This window comes from Rubripirellula lacrimiformis, from assembly GCF_007741535.1.
Taxonomy (GTDB): domain Bacteria; phylum Planctomycetota; class Planctomycetia; order Pirellulales; family Pirellulaceae; genus Rubripirellula; species Rubripirellula lacrimiformis.
Genome location: NZ_CP036525.1, coordinates 91,989 through 112,077 on the forward strand (window position 1 = coordinate 91,989; position 20,089 = coordinate 112,077).

Here is a 20,089-nt window from a genome sequence, read left to right on the forward strand (position 1 = left end):
TAGGTCGCCGATAGACTATTCGCTTGGCCACTAGGCTGAACGAATGTCGCAGGCTGGATCGTAAGGTCGGGTTCTGATGATTTTTTTGACTGTATGACGACTCGTGACAACCGGTTCCCGCGTGACTGCAAGACCTCTGATCGTTCTTTCGTTTGAATCGCTGGCAACCGCCGCTGTGGGTTGCTATGGATCGTCGTGGAATCAGACGCCAGCGATCGATATGATTGCTGCGGGCGGCTGCGTTTGGGATCGCTGGACGGCGACCAACGACGACTCGAGCGCCGTGCTGCGTCGATGGTTCGCCGATCAAACCGATTCGTGGGCAAACCGTTTTCGTGAGCGTTCGCTGGGACCCGCCGGTGGGTCCATCGAATTGATCACCGACGATGCGGCGGTGGGACAAAACGCCCAATGTTTTGATCAGGTCATTACCGTGGCCAATGAAGATCCGGCAGAGGATGCCAATCGGCCCGCCGACGAAATCGAAGGGACTCAATTGGCTGCGGTGATCGCGGCCGCCGTGCAGCGTGACAGCGAACCCGATCCGTGGCAGGTGATGTGGTTGCACAGCAACTTTCTGGCACAGCGCTGGGACGCACCAAGATCGTTGTTTCCAATTGATGACGTCGAGCTGCCGTCGACCGAGCCGAGTGAAGAGGTCGATTTGATCGTCGATGCAGCCAGCATCGAATCGGAGGCACCCGAGGCGATTCCGCTGATCTTTGATTCGGTGGACGTACCCAGCGTGGAATTGGGATCGTCACCGCATCCGGATCTGGTGACCGCTTGGATGCGCACCTACGGGTGCCAGGTCCGGCTGATCGATCTGATGATCGAAGTCTTGCTGCAGTCGTTGCAAGTCGATGATCCACAAGTGATCGTGGTCGGCACGAGCGGATTTTCACTTGGCCAGAACGGCTGGATCGGGCATCGGTGTGGCCCGCTTCGAAGCCCTCAGATTCGGTTGCCGATGCTGTTAAGCGACGTCGGACCGATCCGGCTGCCACAGCCGGCCGCCGATGTCACCATGATCGATCTGTTGCATGCGATCGGTTCGGGGGCGGAAGTGAAGGTGGGTCCCAAAACATGGGTCGCCGAAGCCGCCGACGGTCCGATCAGGACGCAATCCGATCGCGCACAGGATGCCATGACGACGTCCGGTTGGTTCTACGTTCGCGATTCCGATCAGGCCGAACATCTGTATCTGAAGCCCGATGATGTCGAGGACTTCAACGATGTTGGCCGGCTGCGGCTAGATGTGATGGACCTTCTTGGCGGCAACTGATGCGTGGCCCGACTGCCCGCGACGTTCGCGTTGGCGGTCGTCCGAAGATGCGTCGGCAAAATGGTGCGTGCCATCGGTGTGCGATGACACGAAAAAACCCCACTGATCGTTGGATCAGCGGGGTTTCTTGGTTTCTATCGACAATCAAACAGCAATCGTCATGCGATTGCGGCTAGATCATGCGTCGGTCGATGCATCGGGTTGAGGAGCTGGTGGAGCAGCTTCTTCAACGGCTTCGACAGCTTCAGCGGCAGCGTCGCTGCTGCTCTTGGCAGCTTCTTCGGCTGGTGCAGCTTCAGCAGCAGGTGCCGGTGCAGCTTTTTCAGCAGCTGGTGCTGGTGCAGGAGCGGCTTCTTCGGCGGCAGGTGCAGGTGCAGCTTTTTCGGCGGCAGGTGCAGCGTCAGCTTTCTCTGCAGCAGGTGCAGGAGCTGGTGCTTCTTCGGCGGCAGGTGCAGCTTCAGCAGCTTCGGCTGCAGGTGCAGCATCGGCTTCGGAGACAGTTTGAACGCTGCCTGGAACCAAAGTTTCGCCTGGAGCCAATTCGTAGCCAGCGTCTTGGCTGATCACTTCGCCAACCACTGACGAAACTTCACCAACGCTACCACCACAGCAAGGTGCGGCAACTTCAACAGCGCCACCACAGCAAGGTGCAGCGACTTCAACAGCGCCACCACAGCAAGGTGCAGCAACAGGTGCTGGTGCACAGCAAGGCTCTGCAACAGGTGCACAGCAAGGTTCGGGTGCACAGCAGTCCGAAACGTGCTTTGCTTTCAGACGTGACAGCAGTCCGCCACCGCACTTGTTGACGTGCAGCTTGGCGAAAAGTCCGCCTCCGCAATGACCAGCTTCTGCGGTCGTTGGGTTGATTGTCAGGGACGCACTGATCAAAAGTGCGAATGCGGCAACGCCGCTCACCATAGTCCGATTCATTGAATTCTCCCAAGATTTCGGAGTGTTTGGTGCGATCCGAATTCGCACATCCATTCTAAAGGTCCCGATCCTGGAGACCCTCGACCGGACCGACCGGCAACATGCCGACCGTCGTCCAGCCACAACAGAACGACAACTGCGTAGTTTGCGAAGAATGCAAAGAGTTTGTCGCTCAGGTAGTTTCGAGGATACAGTACCTGCAGCAACCGAACTGTCAATCCGTCAGCAAGCTTCTTTTCCCGCAAAACACTGGGTTTTGGGACAGATCACGCTGGAAATGCCGACCAGAAACAGGCGGAATGACAGCAAATACTTGTTGCGAACCACCCAACAGGGCTGTTTCAAGCGGTGCAGGCGGCAATCCCGCACGGAATGGCGCACGAAAAAGCCCGCTGGGACATCGTCGCATCCCAGCGGGCTTGAATCGATAAATTTTGCGATCGGAACCGAATGGATCGGCGGATCCGAGGGAACATTGGCTCTGGAGAACCATTACCACCGTCTCGGCAGTGTTCCGGCGACCGGTTCTTAGGCGGCGCGATTGCCGGATCAGCGAGCGATCGTGTCGGCTGCGGGTGCTTCGGCAGCTTGGACATCGCCAGGCTGATCGGTTGCCGGGCCGTCCAGCATTTGAGCCATGCGTTGGCCATTTTCGAAGTCGATGATCAACGGGTCCTGGTTGGGGTCCATTTCCATCGCCATTCCGGAAATTCGCCATTCCGAGGCTTCTTTTTGCATGGCCCAGACGACTTGAGTTTCGGTTTGGGATCCGTCGGCGTTGGGTTCCGTCCAGATGGTGTGGACGAGGGCTGCGTTGGGTTCGTCGGGGACCATTTCAGCGCGAGTGACGGAAAAACGGGCATCCGGGGTACCAATGGGCTGAACGGAGCGGCCGATCCGGCGCAATTCCGACTGGGCCCGTTGGGTCAGCAGTTCGCCAGCGCCGGAATCCTCGCCACCGCGGCGAACGCGGTCCAAAAATTGGGCGACAACGTTGGATGGATCGGTGACGCCGGTTGCGGCAGCAGTGGTTTGGCCGCTGGGGCTGCTATTGGCGGGCGTTGCGGTAGCGGTTCCTGATTCCTTGGATCCGCATCCGACCGCAGATAGAAGAACGATCAGGGCGAACGACGAGGCAAAACGGTCCATGTTCAAGCCGGTTTGTGTGGGTGTGGTTGAGGGCGTGTGGGAGGCGAATTCGAGGATTCGAACGTCATCTTTAGGTAAACGTGATGGTCTGGGTCAAGGCAAGATCGAGGGTTCGATCCAAAGGGTTGGGCCGGCATCATTGGCTTTGCCAGCGAAAGAACTGGGTTCGGCCCCAAGAAAGATCGCTGACCGGCGAAGATTGCTTGGATCATTCACCTACCGCCCAGAATCGCTTTTGCCCACAATGGGCGGCACGTCGGTCCACCGCCGATCCGCATGGATGGGGTCGGGTGGGTCGTTATTGGAACCAGCCGTCTAACAAGACCAGCGAAAGCAAAGAGCGCCGATGCCCGCGGACGAACACAACATCATTGAAGTTGACGGCGAAGAGGTCGATCTGAAGAACCGTCCGTTGGCGGCTCTATTGGCTTGGTTGATCCCCGGTGCGGGGCATCTGTACCAGGGCCGCCGAACCAAGGGGTTCCTGTTTTTCGTTTGCATCATGTCGGCCTGGATTCTGGGCTTTGCGCTGGGTGGTGGTCACGTCGTTTACGCGTCCTGGCAACCGGGCGACAAACGGTGGCACTATTTCTTGCAAGCCGGTGTGGGGGCTGCGGCGCTGCCCGCGTTGATCCAGGGAAACCGGATGCGGCACGCGACGGATCCGGGAACGGGCCGAACCAATGCTGCCTACGAACCATTGTGGGGCGGGTTCATGGCGCCGCCATTTCGACCGGTGATGGAAAGCGAAGCGGACGAAGTATCGGCTTGGTACGCGCGGCGTGGTGCCGGTTACGAAATGGGCACCTGGTACACGGTGATCGCCGGACTGCTGAATATTCTGGTGATCTATGACGCTTTCGGAGGCCCGTTGGCGGTACCGATCAGCGGCCGCAAAAAAGAACAAGAATCCAAACCCGAGACGGCAACCGAATCGGAAGTCCAACCGGGCTAGGGTTTCGCTGCCATCTCGGTTTTCGGGTAGCGGAACTCGTCAAGAGTTTCGGCCTCGCTGTGAATTGCGAAAGTCTTGACGATTTCCGATACGCCTGTTGCCCAAACTTTCCCCCCCCAAGCGCCGCTTCCCTTTTTCATCCACTCTGCGTGCCCACCATGCTGTCCATTTCGCCAACCTATCTGCTGTACTACGTTCCGCTGATCATTGCGATTTCGTTGGTGTTCGGCGGCACCCGGCACGAAGCCACTCCGTTGGTCCTTCGCCACGCCTGGCAAACAGGTCGCTGGATCACCGGTTTCATGGCGATAATATTCGCCGTCCTTTGTGTTCTGGACTGGCTGATCTAGAGTGAAGCGACAGTGGGATTCGACCAGTCGGTCCCGTCGACCTTTTTTCCATCTGCCGTCCTGCGGGCTCGGCTTCGACTTGCGATGAATTCATGCGAGTATTGACACTTGGTGCAGGCACCGTCGGTCGTTGGGTGGCTGATATGCTTTGCCGCCGTCGGCACAGCGTCACCGTCGTCGATCACAATCCGGAAAACGTTCGCCGGATCAACAGTGAACTGGATGTCCGCGCGATCGAAGGCAGTGCGTCGCGCAGCACGGTGCTGTTCCAAGCCGACGTTTGTGCCGCCGACATGGTGCTAGCGGTCACCGGCGATGATGAAGTGAACATCGTTGCGGCCAGCATGTCCAAGGCTTTGGGCGCACGTCGCAGCATCGCGCGAGTCTACGCGCCTGCCTTTCGTGACCTCAGCACGTTCGACTACCAACGGCATTTCAATATCGACAGTCTGTTGTCGTTGGAACAATTGTCAGCCTTCGAACTGGCGCGTGCGATTCGCAGTCCCGACGCGATCCCGCTGGAACACTTTGCTCGCGGGCAGTTGGAAGTGTACGAGTTGGAAGTCAATAACAAGAGCAGCGGTGTCGGACAGAAACTGCGTGATCTGAAACTGCCGGCATCGATTCGGGTTGGCTCGATTTCGCGTGAAGGCCGGATGTGGATTGCCAGTGGCGAGGACGAAATTCGTGGCGGCGACCGTGTCAGCCTGATCGGTACGCCCGACACCGTCGCCAAGACTCGCAGCATCCTGGTACCGAATTCGGAAAACAAGGCTCGGGAACGAGTGATGATCGCCGGCGGTGGCGAAATCGGTTACCACCTGGCTGATTCGCTTAGCCGGCGGGACTACCGGATCGTGTTGCTTGAACGGGATGTGGACCGCTGTGATCACATCGCAAAAATTCTGCCCAATGTCACCGTCATCCATGCCAACGCAAACCGCCGCAGCATTTTGGAAGACGAGGGTGCTGGCAAAGTCGACTACTTCGTTGCCTGCACAGGCAGCGACGAAAGCAACATCATGGCGGGGGTCGAAGCCCGTGAACTGGGCGCATCGCGTGTGATGTGTGTGGTGGGCCGTCCGGACTATGCCAACGTGGTTGGTAAGTTGGGAATCGACCTCGCGGTCAGCGAACGCGATGTCGCCGCCCGCCAGATCATGGGCTTTCTAAACGAAGGCGCCATCATCAGTCAGAGTCGATTGCCCAATGGCACGATCGGTGTCTACGAATTGGAAGTCACCGAGGGAGCCAAAGTTACGGCGGCGTGCTTGGCGGAACTGCCACTGGCCGGGAAGTGCTTGATCGCGGCGATCCATCGCGATGGGTTCGTGCGTGTCCCCACGGCCAACGATCAATTGAAAGCCGGTGATGTCGTGGTGGCACTGATTGATCAGTCAACCACGGACGACAGTCTTTCCCTGTTCAGTCCATAGCCCGCCGGCGGAGTACTTTGACGTCATGACCATTTCCGTGTGGGCCGATGTTGGTGGGACGTTTACCGATTGCTTCGTTGTTTGCGACGGGATTCGTCAGGCGACCAAGGTGTTAAGTTCCGCTCTGGTGTACGCCAACGTGCAACAGGTTCAATCGGACCGATCGTTTGTCGTGGACGACCTGTGGGGACAATCGGTCCAGTCGTTCTGGGTCGGTGCCGATGCCATGATGGTCGGCCGCGACGGCAGGGTGGGGGCAACAGCCAAGATCACATCGCATCGCGGTTTAGTGATTGAGTTGGATCGGCCGATGAACGGTCGCGTCGGTGACCGGATCCAGTTGGACCCAGGCATCCAGTCGCCCGTATTGGCGACGCGGGGTTTGTTGGGAATTCCGTTGACCGATCGGTTGCCGCCGATGGATGTTCGATTGGGAACAACGCGTGGCACCAATGCTTTGTTGACACGTCAGGGGGCGAAGACGGCGCTGGTGATCACCAAGGGATTTGGTGACTTGTTGTGGATCGGCCAACAGAACCGTCCCGATCTGTTCGCGATGGATATCGTCAAACCGACGCCGCTGACCGAAACGGTGGTCGAGATCGATGAACGATTGGATTGCGATGGAAACGTACTGCGCGTTCTCGACCGTGATCGCGTGCGAGATCAACTGCGACAGCTTTACGATCAGGGAATACAGTCGTTGGCGATCGCGCTGATGCATTCGCACGTCCGGGATGAACACGAACGTGTCGTCCAGGAACTGGCCCGCCAAGTGGGTTTTGTCGATATCAGTCGATCCAGCGAAGTGGCCCCGCTGATCAAGTTGGCATCGCGGGCCGAAACGACGACGCTGGATGCCTATTTGAATCCAATCCTGACGCGTTATGTTTCCGAGGTTTGGGATCAATTCGGCGGACCAACCACCTGTCATTTCCGTTTGATGACCAGCGCCGGGAACCTGGTGGCGCCGAACGCATTTCGCGGCCGCGATAGTATCCTGTCAGGTCCCGCCGGCGGCGTGGTCGCATTGGCCGACGTGGCCACCGCTGCGGGCGCCAACCACGCGATTGGGTTCGACATGGGCGGTACCAGCACCGATGTCAGTCGGTTCGAAGGCACCGTCGGGCGTCGCCAGGAGTCTGTGGTGGCAGGCGTCAGCGTGATGACGCCGATGATGGACATCGAAACGGTCGCCGCCGGGGGCGGTTCGATCTGTGACTATGTCGATGGACGAATGACGGTCGGACCTGCCAGTGCCGGCGCGAATCCGGGGCCCGCCTGCTATGGTCGCGGTGGACCGTTGACGGTGACGGACGTCAATCTGTTGTTGGGCAGGATCCCCGCAGACCGATTTCCGTTCGCGCTCGATCGCGATGCCGCACAACAGCGTCTGGAATCGATTGGCTTGGCGATGGGCCGCGATGGGCTGGGCGACAACCGGTCGCTTGCCGAAGGGTTCTTGGACATCGCTGTGGCTCATATGTCCGAAGCGGTGCGCACGGTCAGCACCGCACAGGGCAGCGACGTCCGTGACATGGCATTGGTCGGATTTGGCGGGGCCGCCGGCCAACACTTGTGCCGGGTGGCGACTGCGTTGGGGATGAAACGGATCTTGGATCATCACGACGCCGGGATGCTGAGTGCATTGGGCATGGGGCTGGCCAATATCGGTCGGGTGGTCACCACAGGCGTCTACCGCCTGTTACACCAAATCCAACCCGATGCCCTACATAAACTAGCGAAACAGATTGCCGCGGAAGCGACCGAGCAACTGGCAGCCGAAGGCGTCGGTGATCGCGAGCCCCATTTTCGCTATGAGTGCGACGTCCGATATCAAGGCACCGATGCGGCGCTGATGGTCCCGTTGGAACCGATCGATTCCATCGGAACCCGGTTCCATCAGATGCACCAAGACACGTTCGGTTACCACCAACCGGATCGATCCGTCGAAATCGTTGCGGTTCGCTGCGAAGCGACTTTGGCATCCGCGGTGCAGGAATCGGTGGATGTTCAGCGAGCTGAAAACGCGGCATCGATTCAGCCGAACCAACGAGTTCAATTTTGGCACCAGGGCCGAATGATCGACGCCGACCAGGTTGATCGCGAAGGATTGCGTCTGGGCGATGTCGTTGTCGGACCGGCGATGATCGTTGCCGACCATGCAACCCTGTTGGTCGAACCGCAGTGGATGGCCAGAGTGATCGATCATCGAATGATCGAACTGCTGCCAGCTGATCGGACGCCCGTCGATCCGGCGACCCGTGAACAGGCAGAAGACGAACAGGTGCAGGACGAAAACGGGATCGCACGGGTGTCGGATCCGGTATCGGTCGAGATCGTGGCGCGTCGGTTGCAGGGAATCGCCGACGCCATGGGGGAGGTGTTGCGGCGGACTTCCATCAGTGTGAACGTCAAAGAACGTCGCGATTACAGTTGCGCCGTTTTTCGTGGGGACGGTTTGTTGATCGCCAACGCGCCGCACGTGCCAGTCCATTTAGGCGCGATGGGGCACACCGTTCGACATCTGATGACGGCGTATCCGATGATGTCGCCCGGCGATGCTTGGTTGAGCAACGATCCGATGTCCGGCGGTTCTCATCTGCCCGATGTGACTTTAGTGATGCCGGTCTTTGTGGATCCCGACTCGGAACCTGGGACGCCCGACTACTTTGTTGCATCGCGAGCCCATCATGCGGAAATCGGTGGACGCACACCTGGGTCGATGCCACCCGATGCGGTTTCGCTAGCCGAAGAAGGCGTTCTGATTCGCGATTTTGCGTTGGTACGCAGTGGTCATTCGGACGTGCAAGGATTGCGGCAACTGTTGTCGTCGGGTCGCTATCCATCGCGTAGCGTGGACGAAAATTTGGCCGACATTGCGGCAGCCCAAGCGGCTTGCATCCACGGGGTGACGGCGCTTCGCGAATTGGCTGGCCAGCATTCGATCGACCAGTTGAACCAATGGATGCAGGCCATCTTGGATTTGGCCGGCGATGCGATGAACCGCTGGATTGAAACTTTGAATGACGAGGCGATGGTGTTCGAGGACGCGTTGGACGATGGTACCCCGATCGGCGTGATGATCCGCCGTGTCGGGGATCGGTTGTCGATTCGATTTGATCCAACACCGGTGCATCGATTTGGTTTCAACGCAACGCCAGCGATCGTGACAGCCGCGGTGCTGTATGTGCTGCGCTGCGTCGCCGGCACCAACTTGCCTTTATGCGAAGGGGTTCTTCGCGACGTCGACTTAGAGATTCCTGCGGGGATGTTGAACCCGCCGGCCGATGACGATCCGGCCAAATGCCCAGCCGTTGTCGCGGGGAACGTCGAAACCAGCCAGAAGATTGTCGACGTCTTGTTGGGCGCGTTGGGCGTAGCCGCGGCATCCCAGGGCACGATGAACAACGTGATTTTTGGTGACGACACCTTCGGGTACTACGAAACCATCGGTGGCGGAAGCGGGGCAACGGCCAACCAAGATGGGGCCGATGCGGTTCACACCCACATGACTAACACCCGTATCACCGATCCGGAAGTGGTCGAATCTCGGTTGCCCATCCGTTTGTGGCAGTTTGCCATTCGGCGTGGCAGCGGTGGGGCGGGCCTGCACCGTGGTGGCGACGGCATCGTCCGTGAATTCGAATTTCTGCGGCCGTTGACGCTTAGTCTGTTGACCGGTCGCCGAACGACCGGGCCGTACGGTGTCGCCGGTGGCAGCCCCGGTGCGGCGGGCCGAAATCGGTTGGTCCACGATGGCGTCGATACCGTGTTGCCTGCGTCGATCACACGTCCCGTTTCAGTGGGCGACCGCTTGATCATTGAAACCCCGGGCGGCGGCGGTTGGGGCAGTCAGTCGCGACCTTCTTAATTTCACCAAAGATTTTCTTGGAGCTACCATGACGAAGCGTTGGCGAATCGCTGGAATCAATTTTTCTCACATGCACATGGGCGACTTGTTGCGTAACGTCGTCGATCATCCCGACGCTGACTTGGTCGGTGTCTGTGATGAGGACCCCAAGGCGATGCAGCCCGCGATCGAAGCGCTTGGCATTCCTGAATCCGCCGTGTTCACCGACTACGCGCAGTGCATGGAAACGGCCAAGCCGGATCTGGTCATCCTGTGTCCGCCCACAGGCGAGCACGCGTTGTGGGTCCAGCGGATCGCGCCGTACGGGGCGCACTTGTTCGTCGAAAAACCGTTTGCTGCGTCGTTGGCGGACGCAGACCGAATGATTGCGGCGGTCAAAGAACCGGGGCAACGCTTGATGATCAACTGGCCCATTCGATGGCAACCGTACTGTTATACGGCTTGGCAATTGATCCACGACGGGCTGATCGGTGACGTGATCGAAGTCCATCACTACGGGGGCAATCGAGGTCCGCTGTATCATGGTGCGGACAAGGTCGAACATGCGCCCACGGCAGAGGACAAGCAAAAGAGTTGGTGGTACAAGCCCGAATCGGGAGGCGGTTCGCTGCGAGACTACTTGGGTTACGGGACGACGATCGGAACATGGTTCAACGGCGGACAGAAACCAATCGAGGTCACCGCGGTCACGGCATCGTCGCCGGGGATCGATGTGGACGAGCACAGCATCACGATCGCTCGTTATGCGGCCGGGCTTTCCAAGTTCGAAACACGTTGGGGAACCTTTACCGACCCGTGGACTGATCAACCGCAACCCAAGTGTGGTTTCGTCATTCGCGGGACCCAGGGCACGATCTCGTGCTACGACTATGATTCAACGGTTCGCGTTCAAACCAGCGATCACCCCGAAGGGTACGATCATCCCGCCGCCGAACTTCCTAGCGGGGAACGAAATGGGATCGAGTATGCCATCACTCGGCTATCCAACAACCTTCCCATCGATGGTCCGCTGTCGCCCAAGATCGCTCGGATCGGACAACAGATCATCGAAACCGCGATCCGCAGTGCCGAGACAAAGCAAACGGTGAAACTGATCGAGTAGCTTCCCCCAACGTAGTGGGATTCGCCAGAATTCCCTGTGCGCAAGAAGCCGTCAATCGAAGTCCACGCTACCTGACGCGGATCCTTCGGACGCTGGCGTGATGTGCCACCGGACGAGCCGTCTAAGCGATGTCTTGCTTCCAGGCGTCGGCCAGTTCCGGAAGCTTCATCAGTTCGATGATGGCCATGCGATCGACTTCGCGGCCGACATACAGATCGTTGACTCGGGCGACGGTCCAATCGGGATGTTTTCGCATCGTCAGCGTCACCGGCACGCCGGCGGTGATCGTGCCCCCGGCGGTGACGCGAGCGTACCATCCGGTGCGGCCCGATTGAGTGACTCGTTTCAGCAGCGTCTTTTCGCCCCAGCGGCGCACGATTTTCCAACACGGTTGTCTGGGCTGCGCGATTTCGATCTCGCAATCACCGACCGCGAAACGATCTCCGATGCAGACGTTGGATTCGTCCCAGCCGTCGATCGTTAGGTTTTCGCCCATCGCGCCACCTGACATCGCCAGACTGGGGAACTCTTTGCCCCAGTGGGAGTAGTGGGCTGCCGCGTAGCAGAGGACCGCTTTGTCAGGCCCGCCGTGGGATTGGGTATTGGCGACAGCATCGCCAACCACGCCCAGTGGCGTCATTTCGACAGGCCCGTCAACGGGTGTTTTGTGGAACGCGCTGGTCCACAGGCGGGTGGTGACATCGGCGGACTCGGCGTCGCCTTCGGTCACGACCCGGCCGCGCTGGATCGATACAAGAGTGGTCATCGGTGGACTCCAAAAGTGGTGTCGCAAGTATCGGTCATGAAACGATTTGCGACAACCAAGCGGGGGCGTCGGGTCGTTGTGAGAAGGTGTTAATTCGGGTAGAATTTCGGGATTGTTCGAAGCGATTGATCGCGGCCGGCTCGCTCGGCCATTTGTGTACCTCATCTCGGGACTTCACCCTTGGCAGACGAAGACGGCATCGACGAAAACGACGAAGAAGGCACATCCCCAGAAGTCGAGGGCTCGGGTGGTTCCGACGTCTATACCGGCGGGGGTGCTGGCGCGCTTCGGATGATCGACCAACCGATCGAAGACGAGCTTCGGGACAGCTATCTGACGTACGCGATGAGCGTGATTGTCAGCCGAGCCCTGCCGGACGTCCGAGACGGCCTGAAACCGTCCCAGCGGCGGATTTTGGTCGCGATGAACGACTTGAACCTGGGCCCCGGTGCCAAACGGGTCAAGTGTGCCAAGATTTCGGGGGATACGTCGGGAAACTATCACCCGCACGGCGAAAGTGTGATCTATCCGACTTTGGTGCGGATGGCCCAGGAATGGAACCTGCGTCGATTGCTGATCGACAAACAGGGGAACTTCGGCAGTATCGCCGGTTTGCCACCTGCCGCGATGCGGTATACCGAAGCCCGCCTGTCCAGTGTCGCCGCGGCGATGCTAGAGGACATCAAGCTAGATACGGTCGACTACACCCCGACCTATGACGAAGTGCGTACCGAACCGACGGTATTGCCCAGCAAGTTTCCGAACCTGTTGATCAATGGTTCCGGCGGGATCGCCGTCGGAATGGCGACCAGCATTCCGCCGCACAACCCGACCGAAGTCTGTGACGCGGTGATCGCGTTGGTCGAGAATCCGGAATTGACGGTCGAAGATCTGTTCCAAATCATCCCGGGTCCGGACTTCCCAACCGGCGGCATCGTTTGTGGTCGAGCCGGTATCCGACGTGGGTACAAGACCGGACGCAGCACGATCCTGGTGCGCGGCAAGTGCGAAATCGAAGAAAAGAAGGGCACCCGATCACGGATTCTGATCCGCGAAATCCCTTATCAACAGACTCGCGACGGCGTGGTCAAAAAGATCGCTGAACTGGTCAACGGCGACCGCATCAAGGGGATCTCGGGGATCCGCGACGAAAGCGATCTGAAGGAACCGGTGCGGATCGTTATCGAACTGAAACGGGATGCCGACCCGGACGTGGTGCTGAACCAGCTGTATCAGTTCTCGCCGCTGCAGACGACCATCTCGATGATCTTCTTGGCTCTGGTCGACGGCAAGCCGCGCGAACTGACGCTGAAAGAGATGTTGATGGAGTTCATTCGCCATCGCGTCACTGTGATCCGGCGTCGAACCCAGTTCCTGCTGGCCCGTGCCCGCCGACGCAAACACAGCGTCGAAGGACTGCTGCTGGCACTTGCTAACATCGACGAAATCATCAAAACGATTCGCGAAAGCCGCACCCAGCCCGAAGCCAAAGAACGGTTGATGGGCATCGCGTGTCCAGCATCGATGATGGAACGAGCGCTCGGGGAAACCGGATTCAAACAGTTCCAGACCGAACGGGGTGTGGCCGATTCGTACCCGCTGACCAGCGTCCAGACGGACGAAATTTTGCGGATGCGGTTGAGCCAGTTGGTCGGGTTGGAGCAAGAAAAACTGTCCAACGAACACCGACAGTTGCTCGAAGAAATCCTCGATTATCTTGATATCCTGGGCGATCAGGCTCGGATCTATTCGATCATCAAGGAAGATCTGGAAGACATGAAACGTCGCTTCGGCGATGCCCGTCGGACCGAAATTTCGCTGGAAGAACTGGGCAACATCGATCTGGAGGACTTGATCACCGAAGAGACGATGGTCGTGTCGATCAGCCACCAGGGTTACATCAAACGTACTCCGTCGAGCGTTTACAACACCCAACGTCGTGGCGGCAAGGGACTCAAGGGAGCCAAGAGCGACGACGAGGATCCGATCGAGCACCTGTTTGTCGCCAGCACGCACGCGTACCTGTTGTTCCTGACCACCGAGGGCAAGGTCCGCTGGCAAAAGGTTTATGACCTGCCGCAATTGGCTCGCGACGCCAAAGGCCGGGCGATCGTCAACCTTTTGAATCTCGAGAAGGACGAGAAGATCGCCGAATGCTTGGCGGTTCGTCACTTCGACCAAGAGGGCTATTACGTTGTGATGGCGACCCGCAGTGGCTTGGTCAAGAAGACGCCGCTGGAACAGTACAGCCGACCCAAACGTGGCGGCATCATCGCGATCAAACTTCGCGACGGCGACGAATTGGTCGACGCCGCTGTCGTTGGCCCTGGCGACGAAGTGATTTTGGTCACCGCCGGTGGGATGGCGATCCGGTTCCGTGAATCCGATTCGCGACCGATGGGACGAAATACATCGGGAGTCAAGGGGATCGGTTTGCAGAAGGGTGACGAAGTCGTCGGAATGGTCGTGGCGGATCCCGAAGCGACCTTGTTGACCGTCTGTGAAAACGGTTACGGCAAACGGACTCCGTTTGGACCCAATGCACTGGGAGTCGACGAAGAAGCCGGCGACGAAGAAACCAGTTCGTCCAGTGCCCGTTACCGGACTCAGAAGCGAGGCGGGAAAGGTCTTCGAGATATCCGCACCAGCGAGCGTAACGGCAAGGTGATCGGGATCGCCCGAGTCGGGGATGGTGACGAAATCTTCATGATGACCGCCAAAGGCAAGATCCAACGGATCGCCGCAGGCGACATCAGCGTGATCGGACGGAACACCCAAGGCGTGCGAATCATGAACGTGGACGAAGGCGATAGCCTGATCGCGGTCGTGCGAGTGCCCGCCGAAGAAGCATCCGAAGGGGATGCAGCTGCCGTGGCCGGAACGCCGGTGGATGGTGCAGTGGTTGATGGTGCTGAAGCCGAAGGGACAGCAACCGAAGGGACAGCAACCGAAACGGTAGCTTCGGATGATGCATCTGCCGCCGCTGATCAGGTCGAAAACTCTGACGAAAACGCCAACGACTCGGATCAAGACGACGCGTCCGATTCGGAATAGACGCAGGCCGCCGATAACACCCCGTAGTGGACTTCGCCAGAAGTCCCCGGGGCATTGGCATGGTTTGTGGTCCCGCCTTGAGGCGGAATCGGTCGCTCGGATCGAGGCTGCGTAGTCAGAAAAGGCCGGCTGAAGATCATTGGGTGGAATCCAGATCCGGTGGCCAAGGCCACCGGCATGATGCTTTCGCCTCTCCGAGGCTGTCTTAAGCTGGATTCTCTCTAAATCCGGTACTACGTGCGGGCCGCATTGGCATTGTTTGTAGTCCCGCCTTCAGGCGGAATCGGTGACTCGGATCGACGCTGCGTAGTCAGAAAAGGCCGGCTGAAGATCATTGGGTGGAATCCAAATGCCGGTGGCCGAGGCCACCGGCATGATGCTTTCGCCTCTCCGAGGCTGTTGTAAGCTGGACTCTCTCTAAGCCGGTACTACGAACGGAGCACCCATTTCTCTGGGCGTCTTGCGGGGATCATAAACCGTGCGGTTCAAACACCAGCGTGAATCTCTTGGCGAGTCTTCTCTGGCTAGGCAGATATCGAACTCAGCCGAAACCAAGTGGATGAGTCAGCGGTAACCCGGCTGACTCACCACACCTTGGATTCAATGTTCGCGGATCGGCGAACGGTTCAAAAGCGAACTAGGCGATCTTTGCGACTAGGTCTAGGACCTTGTTGCTGTAGCCCCATTCGTTGTCGTACCAGGACACAACCTTGACGAAGGTCTTGTCCAGTTGGATGCCGGCGTTGGCATCGAAGACCGAAGTACGAGCTTCGCCGCGGAAGTCGGTCGAAACGACCAAGTCTTCGGTGTAGCCCATGATTCCCTTCAATGGGCCTTCCGATGCTGCCTTCATGGCGGCACAGATTTCCTCGTAGCTGGCTTCTTTTTCCAGTTCGACGGTCAGGTCGACGACCGAAACGTCCGAAGTTGGAACGCGGAACGCCATGCCGGTCAACTTACCGTTGAGCTCGGGGATGACCTTGCCGACAGCCTTGGCTGCACCGGTGCTGGACGGGATGATGTTTTCCAGGATGCCGCGTCCGCCACGCCAATCTTTCTTCGACGGGCCGTCGACGGTCTTCTGAGTCGCGGTCGCTGCGTGCACGGTGGTCATCAGGCCACGCTTGATGCCGAAGCTGTCGTTGAGGACCTTGGCCAAAGGAGCCAAGCAGTTGGTCGTGCACGATGCGTTGCTGACGAAGGTTTGTCCAGCGTAGGTGTCGTCGTTGACGCCCATCACGAACATCGGGGTGTCGTCCTTCGAAGGAGCCGACATGACGACCTTCTTAGCACCTGCGTCGATGTGGCCTTGAGCCGAATCGGAGGTCAAGAAGATGCCAGTGGATTCAACGACGATGTCTGCACCGGCGTCGCCCCAAGCCAACTTGGATGGATCGGTTTCGGCGGTGATGCGGATGGTTTTGCCGTTGACGATCAGGTTGCCGTCTTTGTGCGAAACTTCGCCTTCGAATGGGCCGTGGACCGAATCGTACTTCAGCATGTAGACCAAGTAATCTACATCCAGCAAATCGTTGATCGCGACCACATCGATGTCGTCACGAGTCACTGAAGCGCGGAAGACCATACGTCCGATTCGACCGAAACCGTTGATGCCGACCTTAATCATGTTTTTGTTTCCTTGTATTCTGTTTGCATTCGAGGAACGAGCTTTATCAGGACGGCGAGCGGCCCTACAAAGATCGCGGTACCAGGTATCGTGGGAATCTGTGCCCAAGTCCACTGGCGCCGCCGAGCGCATCGGGTGCGGCTCGTGAGAGGCGAATTATAGGAAGCGATGTCCAAAGTGAAACAGCCCCCGCATCATGACGACGCTTCAGAGGCTCCGGAAACGCCGTTAAAACGGCCCTCCGTTCCGCCGCCGATGTGGCAACGACCACCCGGCGTGGCTCCCGGAACTTGGCAATATGTCCATCAACGGACGATCGCCGACCATTACGACGCATTTGTGGAAGATACGCCGCTATGCCGGGTGGATGCTCAAGTGCTGGCCGAAGTGCTGCCGGGCATCGATTCGCCCGGAAATGAAATAGTTTTGGATTTGGGTTGTGGCACCGGAAGAGCCGCTTTGCCGCTGGCCCAGCGCGGATATGACGTCGTCGGTATCGATTTGAGCCATTCGATGCTGGAGGTGCTGGTCCAAAAATCGGCCTCGCAGCCGACCCTCGGATCGATCTTTCCCCTGCACGCGAATTTGGTCCAGTTGGATTCATTGGCCGATAACACGGCCGATCACGCGGTGTGCTTGTTTGCCACCATGGGGATGATCCAAGGTCGCCCGAATCGCCAACAGGTGCTGCGGCATGTGGCCCGGATCGTTCGCCCGGGCGGCAGCCTGACGATTCACGTGCATAACCGATGGGCGGCACTTCAAGAGGCCAGCGGCTATCGATCGCTGATCAGTTCGTGGTGGAAATCCGTGACACCGCATCGATGGCAAAGGTCACGAAACGGTACCGCGGGCTACGAGTTTGGCGACGCCACGTACGGCTATCGAGGTCTAAAGGACATGTTCATGCACCGATTCTCGCGGCGAGAATTGACGCATGATTTGGCCGCCACAGGATGGGACATCGATCGATGCATGCGACTGTCGATTGACGGAACCACCGTCCTAAGCGATCGGTCGGTTGCCGGCGGTTTCATCTTCGTCGCCAGGGCGAAGTGAAGCGTAAGAGAGATCCTGATGTCCAATCCAGTTCGCAGCCCGCGAGCCGTCCATTGCCGCCGAACCGACAGTTTGGTCGGGAACTGACGCTACTGAATCACGACGTCTAGCGATCCTTGATTGTCGTCCAGATCACCGACGGCATCGTTCACTTTCAACAGCAACCAGCTGTGGACGTCAACGGAGATCGTTGCTTCGTCGCCGACCGCTTCGATCACCAGCGGAGGCAAATCGCCCTGTCGCGGCGTTTGGTTGGGCAGCACGCAGGCGATCAATTGCCCGAGCGGTTTTCCATGGTGGTACCGGATGGTGACCCCCGGGGGCTGGCTGATCCAAGGTTTAGGGTCGTCGTCCAGAACGATTTCGCCGCTTGCACGCACACGCACGGTAGCACCGGCGGGCAACCGTACGCCGGCCGATTGCCAGCCCCGGTTGGCTTCGATGGACAGTTCGATGGGTTGACCGTTCCACAGTGGATCGTCGGTCGAAAGTTCGACGCGTTGTTGATCCCAGTCGAAACCAAAGTCAAAGTCATGGGCCAGCAACCGCCATCGCGCCGCGACCACCGGCCAGTGGGCCGCCAGCGGAGTATAGAATTGGCGGTTGAAATTTTTGCTGGTGTCTCGTCCCCGTCTCAGCGCCCGCAGAAAACCCGGACGGTACTCGGGGTAGGCGGCAAACATCGACGCGGCGGCCCAACTGTAGCTGTACGATTCGATATCCCCCGTCAACGTCGGTGGATAGTTCATCACCGTTTCGATCGGTGGGGTCGTGCCGGCGGATCGCAACTGGTCCAATTTTTTGAACCGCCCCCAGTAGGGAACATCATCGCGATGGTCCGGGATGGCGATCGTCTGGGTCCGTTCGCCGTGCCCGTTGTGAGTGGCCAGCAGCTCCGCCGACCCTTCCATGAACCACATCGGGCCAGCCCCATCGAAGGCGTGAAAGGCAAATGAGTGGGCACCTTCATGCAATAGCAAGTGGCGTGTGTAATACTGGCTGGGCTGAGCCAATACCCAAACAGAGTCGTCGATCGCGTAGCCAAAGGGAAAATCAGGAACACGAAGGGGAATCCATCCTCGGTTCATGAACACCGATTTGTCTTGCATCACGAAGGCCTTCACCTTCCAGCCCTGGGCGACGTCGTCGGCAAGATTCCCAAACGCGATCCACTGGGGAACGGCAGCGTCAAACGAAGTTACGAGTGTCTGGGCTTCATCCCGGTCATCCAAATCCGTGGTCAGTTCGATGAACTGGCCGGTCAATTGGTAGGGTTCGACCGCGCATGCGTTTGCTGCGGCAATCACCCATCCGCACAACCACCCGATAACGATCCATGTTCGATTCATTGCTTCATTCTAACTTGTCTGGCCGGAACGTTGAAAGTTCATCGGTCGTCCAATCGTCCGTCCGGCGAATCCGAAAAACGATCCTGGGCATGTCCGGCCTGCTGTTGTTGGCCGGCTGCGTTTCCAAGACCGAAAGCGACGTGGTGGTCTATTCGGCACTGGATCAAGAATTCGCAACGCCGATTTTGGACGCCTTCGAACGGACCACGGACCATGATACCGGTGTGATTTCGAAGTTCGATGTCGAATCAACCAAGACCGTCGGTTTGGTCAATGTACTGATCGCCGAACAGCAGTCGCCGGTGTGTGACCTGTTTTGGAACAACGAAATCATGCACACCGTTCGGCTTCAGAAACGAGGGCTGCTAGAGCCACACGATTGGAACGTCGACGCGGGTTATCCTCGCGACATGATCGCCAGCGATGGCACCTGGTGTGGGTTTGCCGCCCGCGCCCGTGTCTTGATGGTCAACACTCAGGTTTTGACCGACCCCGCGATGTACCCGTCGACCGTGGCCGATCTGGCCGATCCAAAATGGGCCGGCAACTGCGCAATGGCGCGACCCCTGTTCGGGACCACCGCGACCCATTTTGCGGTGCTGCGTGAATTGGTGGGACATGATGCCACGATCGATCAACTGCGGGCGATCGCTGGGAATGCCAAGATATTGTCTGGCAACAAACAGGTCGCCTTGGCCGTTTCGTCCGGCACCGTGGCGTGGGGGCTGACCGATACGGACGACGCGATCATCGAAAAGGATCAGGGTTTTCCCGTTGCGATCGTCTATCCCGATCAGGAACCCGACCAACTGGGGACGCTGCGGATTCCCAACACGATTGCGATCATGAAGAACGCTCCGCACCCGATCGCGGCGGGCAAACTGGCCGACTACCTGATGACGGCCGAAACCGAAGATCGTTTGGCGATGGGCGATAGCAGCCAACTGCCGATCAGCCGCGGCAGCAAGTTCCCGCCTCGCGTCCTGCCCGAATCACCCGTCCGTTGGATGCGGGCTCCGTTCGAACAGGCTGCCGACGATTGGGATGCTTGGTCGAAAGAAGTCTTGGCGATCTTTGAATGAAAAAAGGGTGGCCCGAAGTTCGTTACTTCGGGCCACCCTGGCGTTCCAGTTGACCATCAAGATGTCAGTGA

General features: G+C 58.6%; 15 protein-coding genes. 9 read left to right on the forward strand and 6 right to left on the reverse strand.

The features are described 5' to 3' along the window. Window positions 1-121: 121 nt before the first annotated feature. Entirely contained in the window at window positions 122-1,285 is a 1,164-nt protein-coding gene (locus K227x_RS00315) for a hypothetical protein (protein ID WP_145167445.1), read from the forward strand. A 158-nt stretch (window positions 1,286-1,443) separates the two neighbouring features. Here the strand turns inward: K227x_RS00315 and K227x_RS30090 are convergent, their stop codons facing one another. The 3 genes from K227x_RS30090 to K227x_RS00325 form a co-directional block, all read right to left on the reverse strand. After that, window positions 1,444-1,770: a hypothetical protein gene (locus tag K227x_RS30090; protein ID WP_218933658.1), complete on the reverse strand. Its 327-nt coding sequence runs from the start codon at window positions 1,768-1,770 to the stop codon at window positions 1,444-1,446. Window positions 1,771-1,848: 78 nt separating this feature from the next. After that, window positions 1,849-2,031 (reverse strand): hypothetical protein, encoded by a 183-nt coding sequence (locus K227x_RS30095; protein WP_218933659.1) that lies wholly within the window; start codon window positions 2,029-2,031, stop codon window positions 1,849-1,851. Window positions 2,032-2,764: 733 nt separating this feature from the next. Further along, window positions 2,765-3,364 (reverse strand): hypothetical protein, encoded by a 600-nt coding sequence (locus tag K227x_RS00325; protein WP_145167447.1) that lies wholly within the window; start codon window positions 3,362-3,364, stop codon window positions 2,765-2,767. A gap of 346 nt (window positions 3,365-3,710) precedes the next feature. Here K227x_RS00325 and K227x_RS00330 point away from each other — a divergent pair, with 346 nt between their 5' ends. From K227x_RS00330 to K227x_RS00350, 5 genes are all read left to right on the forward strand, one after another. Next, a complete protein-coding gene (locus K227x_RS00330; protein WP_246146397.1) occupies window positions 3,711-4,319 on the forward strand; it encodes a DUF6677 family protein in 609 nt (202 codons plus the stop codon). 158 nt (window positions 4,320-4,477) lie between these two features. Then, window positions 4,478-4,669, forward strand: a complete 192-nt coding sequence (locus tag K227x_RS00335; RefSeq protein ID WP_145167449.1) for a hypothetical protein — start codon at window positions 4,478-4,480, stop codon at window positions 4,667-4,669. A 92-nt stretch (window positions 4,670-4,761) separates the two neighbouring features. Then, window positions 4,762-6,105, forward strand: a complete 1,344-nt coding sequence (gene trkA / locus K227x_RS00340; RefSeq protein ID WP_145167451.1) for a Trk system potassium transporter TrkA — start codon at window positions 4,762-4,764, stop codon at window positions 6,103-6,105. A gap of 25 nt (window positions 6,106-6,130) precedes the next feature. Then, window positions 6,131-9,979 carry a hydantoinase B/oxoprolinase family protein gene (locus K227x_RS00345; RefSeq protein ID WP_145167453.1) on the forward strand — a complete coding sequence of 1,283 codons (3,849 nt, stop codon included), beginning with the start codon at window positions 6,131-6,133 and terminating at the stop codon, window positions 9,977-9,979. Between the two features lie 28 nt (window positions 9,980-10,007). After that, window positions 10,008-11,081, forward strand: a complete 1,074-nt coding sequence (locus K227x_RS00350; RefSeq protein WP_145167455.1) for a Gfo/Idh/MocA family protein — start codon at window positions 10,008-10,010, stop codon at window positions 11,079-11,081. A gap of 121 nt (window positions 11,082-11,202) precedes the next feature. On the opposite strand, the gene K227x_RS00355 is transcribed toward K227x_RS00350, so the two are convergent. Continuing rightward, window positions 11,203-11,847 (reverse strand): MOSC domain-containing protein, encoded by a 645-nt coding sequence (locus tag K227x_RS00355; protein WP_218933660.1) that lies wholly within the window; start codon window positions 11,845-11,847, stop codon window positions 11,203-11,205. Window positions 11,848-12,138: 291 nt separating this feature from the next. On the opposite strand from K227x_RS00355, the gene gyrA reads away from it, so the two are divergent. After that, a complete protein-coding gene (gene gyrA / locus K227x_RS00360; protein WP_246146900.1) occupies window positions 12,139-14,901 on the forward strand; it encodes a DNA gyrase subunit A in 2,763 nt (920 codons plus the stop codon). A gap of 637 nt (window positions 14,902-15,538) precedes the next feature. Here gyrA and gap read toward each other — a convergent pair. Further along, complete coding sequence (gene gap, locus K227x_RS00365) at window positions 15,539-16,528, reverse strand: type I glyceraldehyde-3-phosphate dehydrogenase (RefSeq protein WP_145167460.1); 990 nt, start codon at window positions 16,526-16,528, stop codon at window positions 15,539-15,541. A 276-nt stretch (window positions 16,529-16,804) separates the two neighbouring features. Between gap and K227x_RS00370 the strand changes: the two genes are divergently transcribed. Further along, complete coding sequence (locus K227x_RS00370) at window positions 16,805-17,587, forward strand: class I SAM-dependent methyltransferase (protein ID WP_246146398.1); 783 nt, start codon at window positions 16,805-16,807, stop codon at window positions 17,585-17,587. Window positions 17,588-17,676: 89 nt separating this feature from the next. On the opposite strand, the gene K227x_RS00375 is transcribed toward K227x_RS00370, so the two are convergent. After that, window positions 17,677-18,936 (reverse strand): hypothetical protein, encoded by a 1,260-nt coding sequence (locus tag K227x_RS00375; protein WP_145167464.1) that lies wholly within the window; start codon window positions 18,934-18,936, stop codon window positions 17,677-17,679. 89 nt (window positions 18,937-19,025) lie between these two features. Here K227x_RS00375 and K227x_RS00380 point away from each other — a divergent pair, with 89 nt between their 5' ends. Next, complete coding sequence (locus K227x_RS00380; protein WP_145167466.1) at window positions 19,026-20,018, forward strand: extracellular solute-binding protein; 993 nt, start codon at window positions 19,026-19,028, stop codon at window positions 20,016-20,018. The last annotated feature ends 71 nt before the right edge of the window (window positions 20,019-20,089 follow it).

Coding starts and splice junctions, on each gene's coding strand:
- K227x_RS30090 (WP_218933658.1), bottom strand. CDS start 1,770: ATGCTGCACCTGCAGCCGAAGCTGCTGAAGCTGCACCTGCCGCCGAAG.
- K227x_RS00325 (WP_145167447.1), bottom strand. CDS start 3,364: ATGGACCGTTTTGCCTCGTCGTTCGCCCTGATCGTTCTTCTATCTGCG.
- K227x_RS00330 (WP_246146397.1), top strand. CDS start 3,711: ATGCCCGCGGACGAACACAACATCATTGAAGTTGACGGCGAAGAGGTC.
- K227x_RS00335 (WP_145167449.1), top strand. CDS start 4,478: ATGCTGTCCATTTCGCCAACCTATCTGCTGTACTACGTTCCGCTGATC.
- trkA (WP_145167451.1), top strand. CDS start 4,762: ATGCGAGTATTGACACTTGGTGCAGGCACCGTCGGTCGTTGGGTGGCT.
- K227x_RS00345 (WP_145167453.1), top strand. CDS start 6,131: ATGACCATTTCCGTGTGGGCCGATGTTGGTGGGACGTTTACCGATTGC.
- K227x_RS00350 (WP_145167455.1), top strand. CDS start 10,008: ATGACGAAGCGTTGGCGAATCGCTGGAATCAATTTTTCTCACATGCAC.
- K227x_RS00355 (WP_218933660.1), bottom strand. CDS start 11,847: ATGACCACTCTTGTATCGATCCAGCGCGGCCGGGTCGTGACCGAAGGC.
- gyrA (WP_246146900.1), top strand. CDS start 12,139: ATGATCGACCAACCGATCGAAGACGAGCTTCGGGACAGCTATCTGACG.
- gap (WP_145167460.1), bottom strand. CDS start 16,528: ATGATTAAGGTCGGCATCAACGGTTTCGGTCGAATCGGACGTATGGTC.
- K227x_RS00375 (WP_145167464.1), bottom strand. CDS start 18,936: ATGAATCGAACATGGATCGTTATCGGGTGGTTGTGCGGATGGGTGATT.
- K227x_RS00380 (WP_145167466.1), top strand. CDS start 19,026: ATGTCCGGCCTGCTGTTGTTGGCCGGCTGCGTTTCCAAGACCGAAAGC.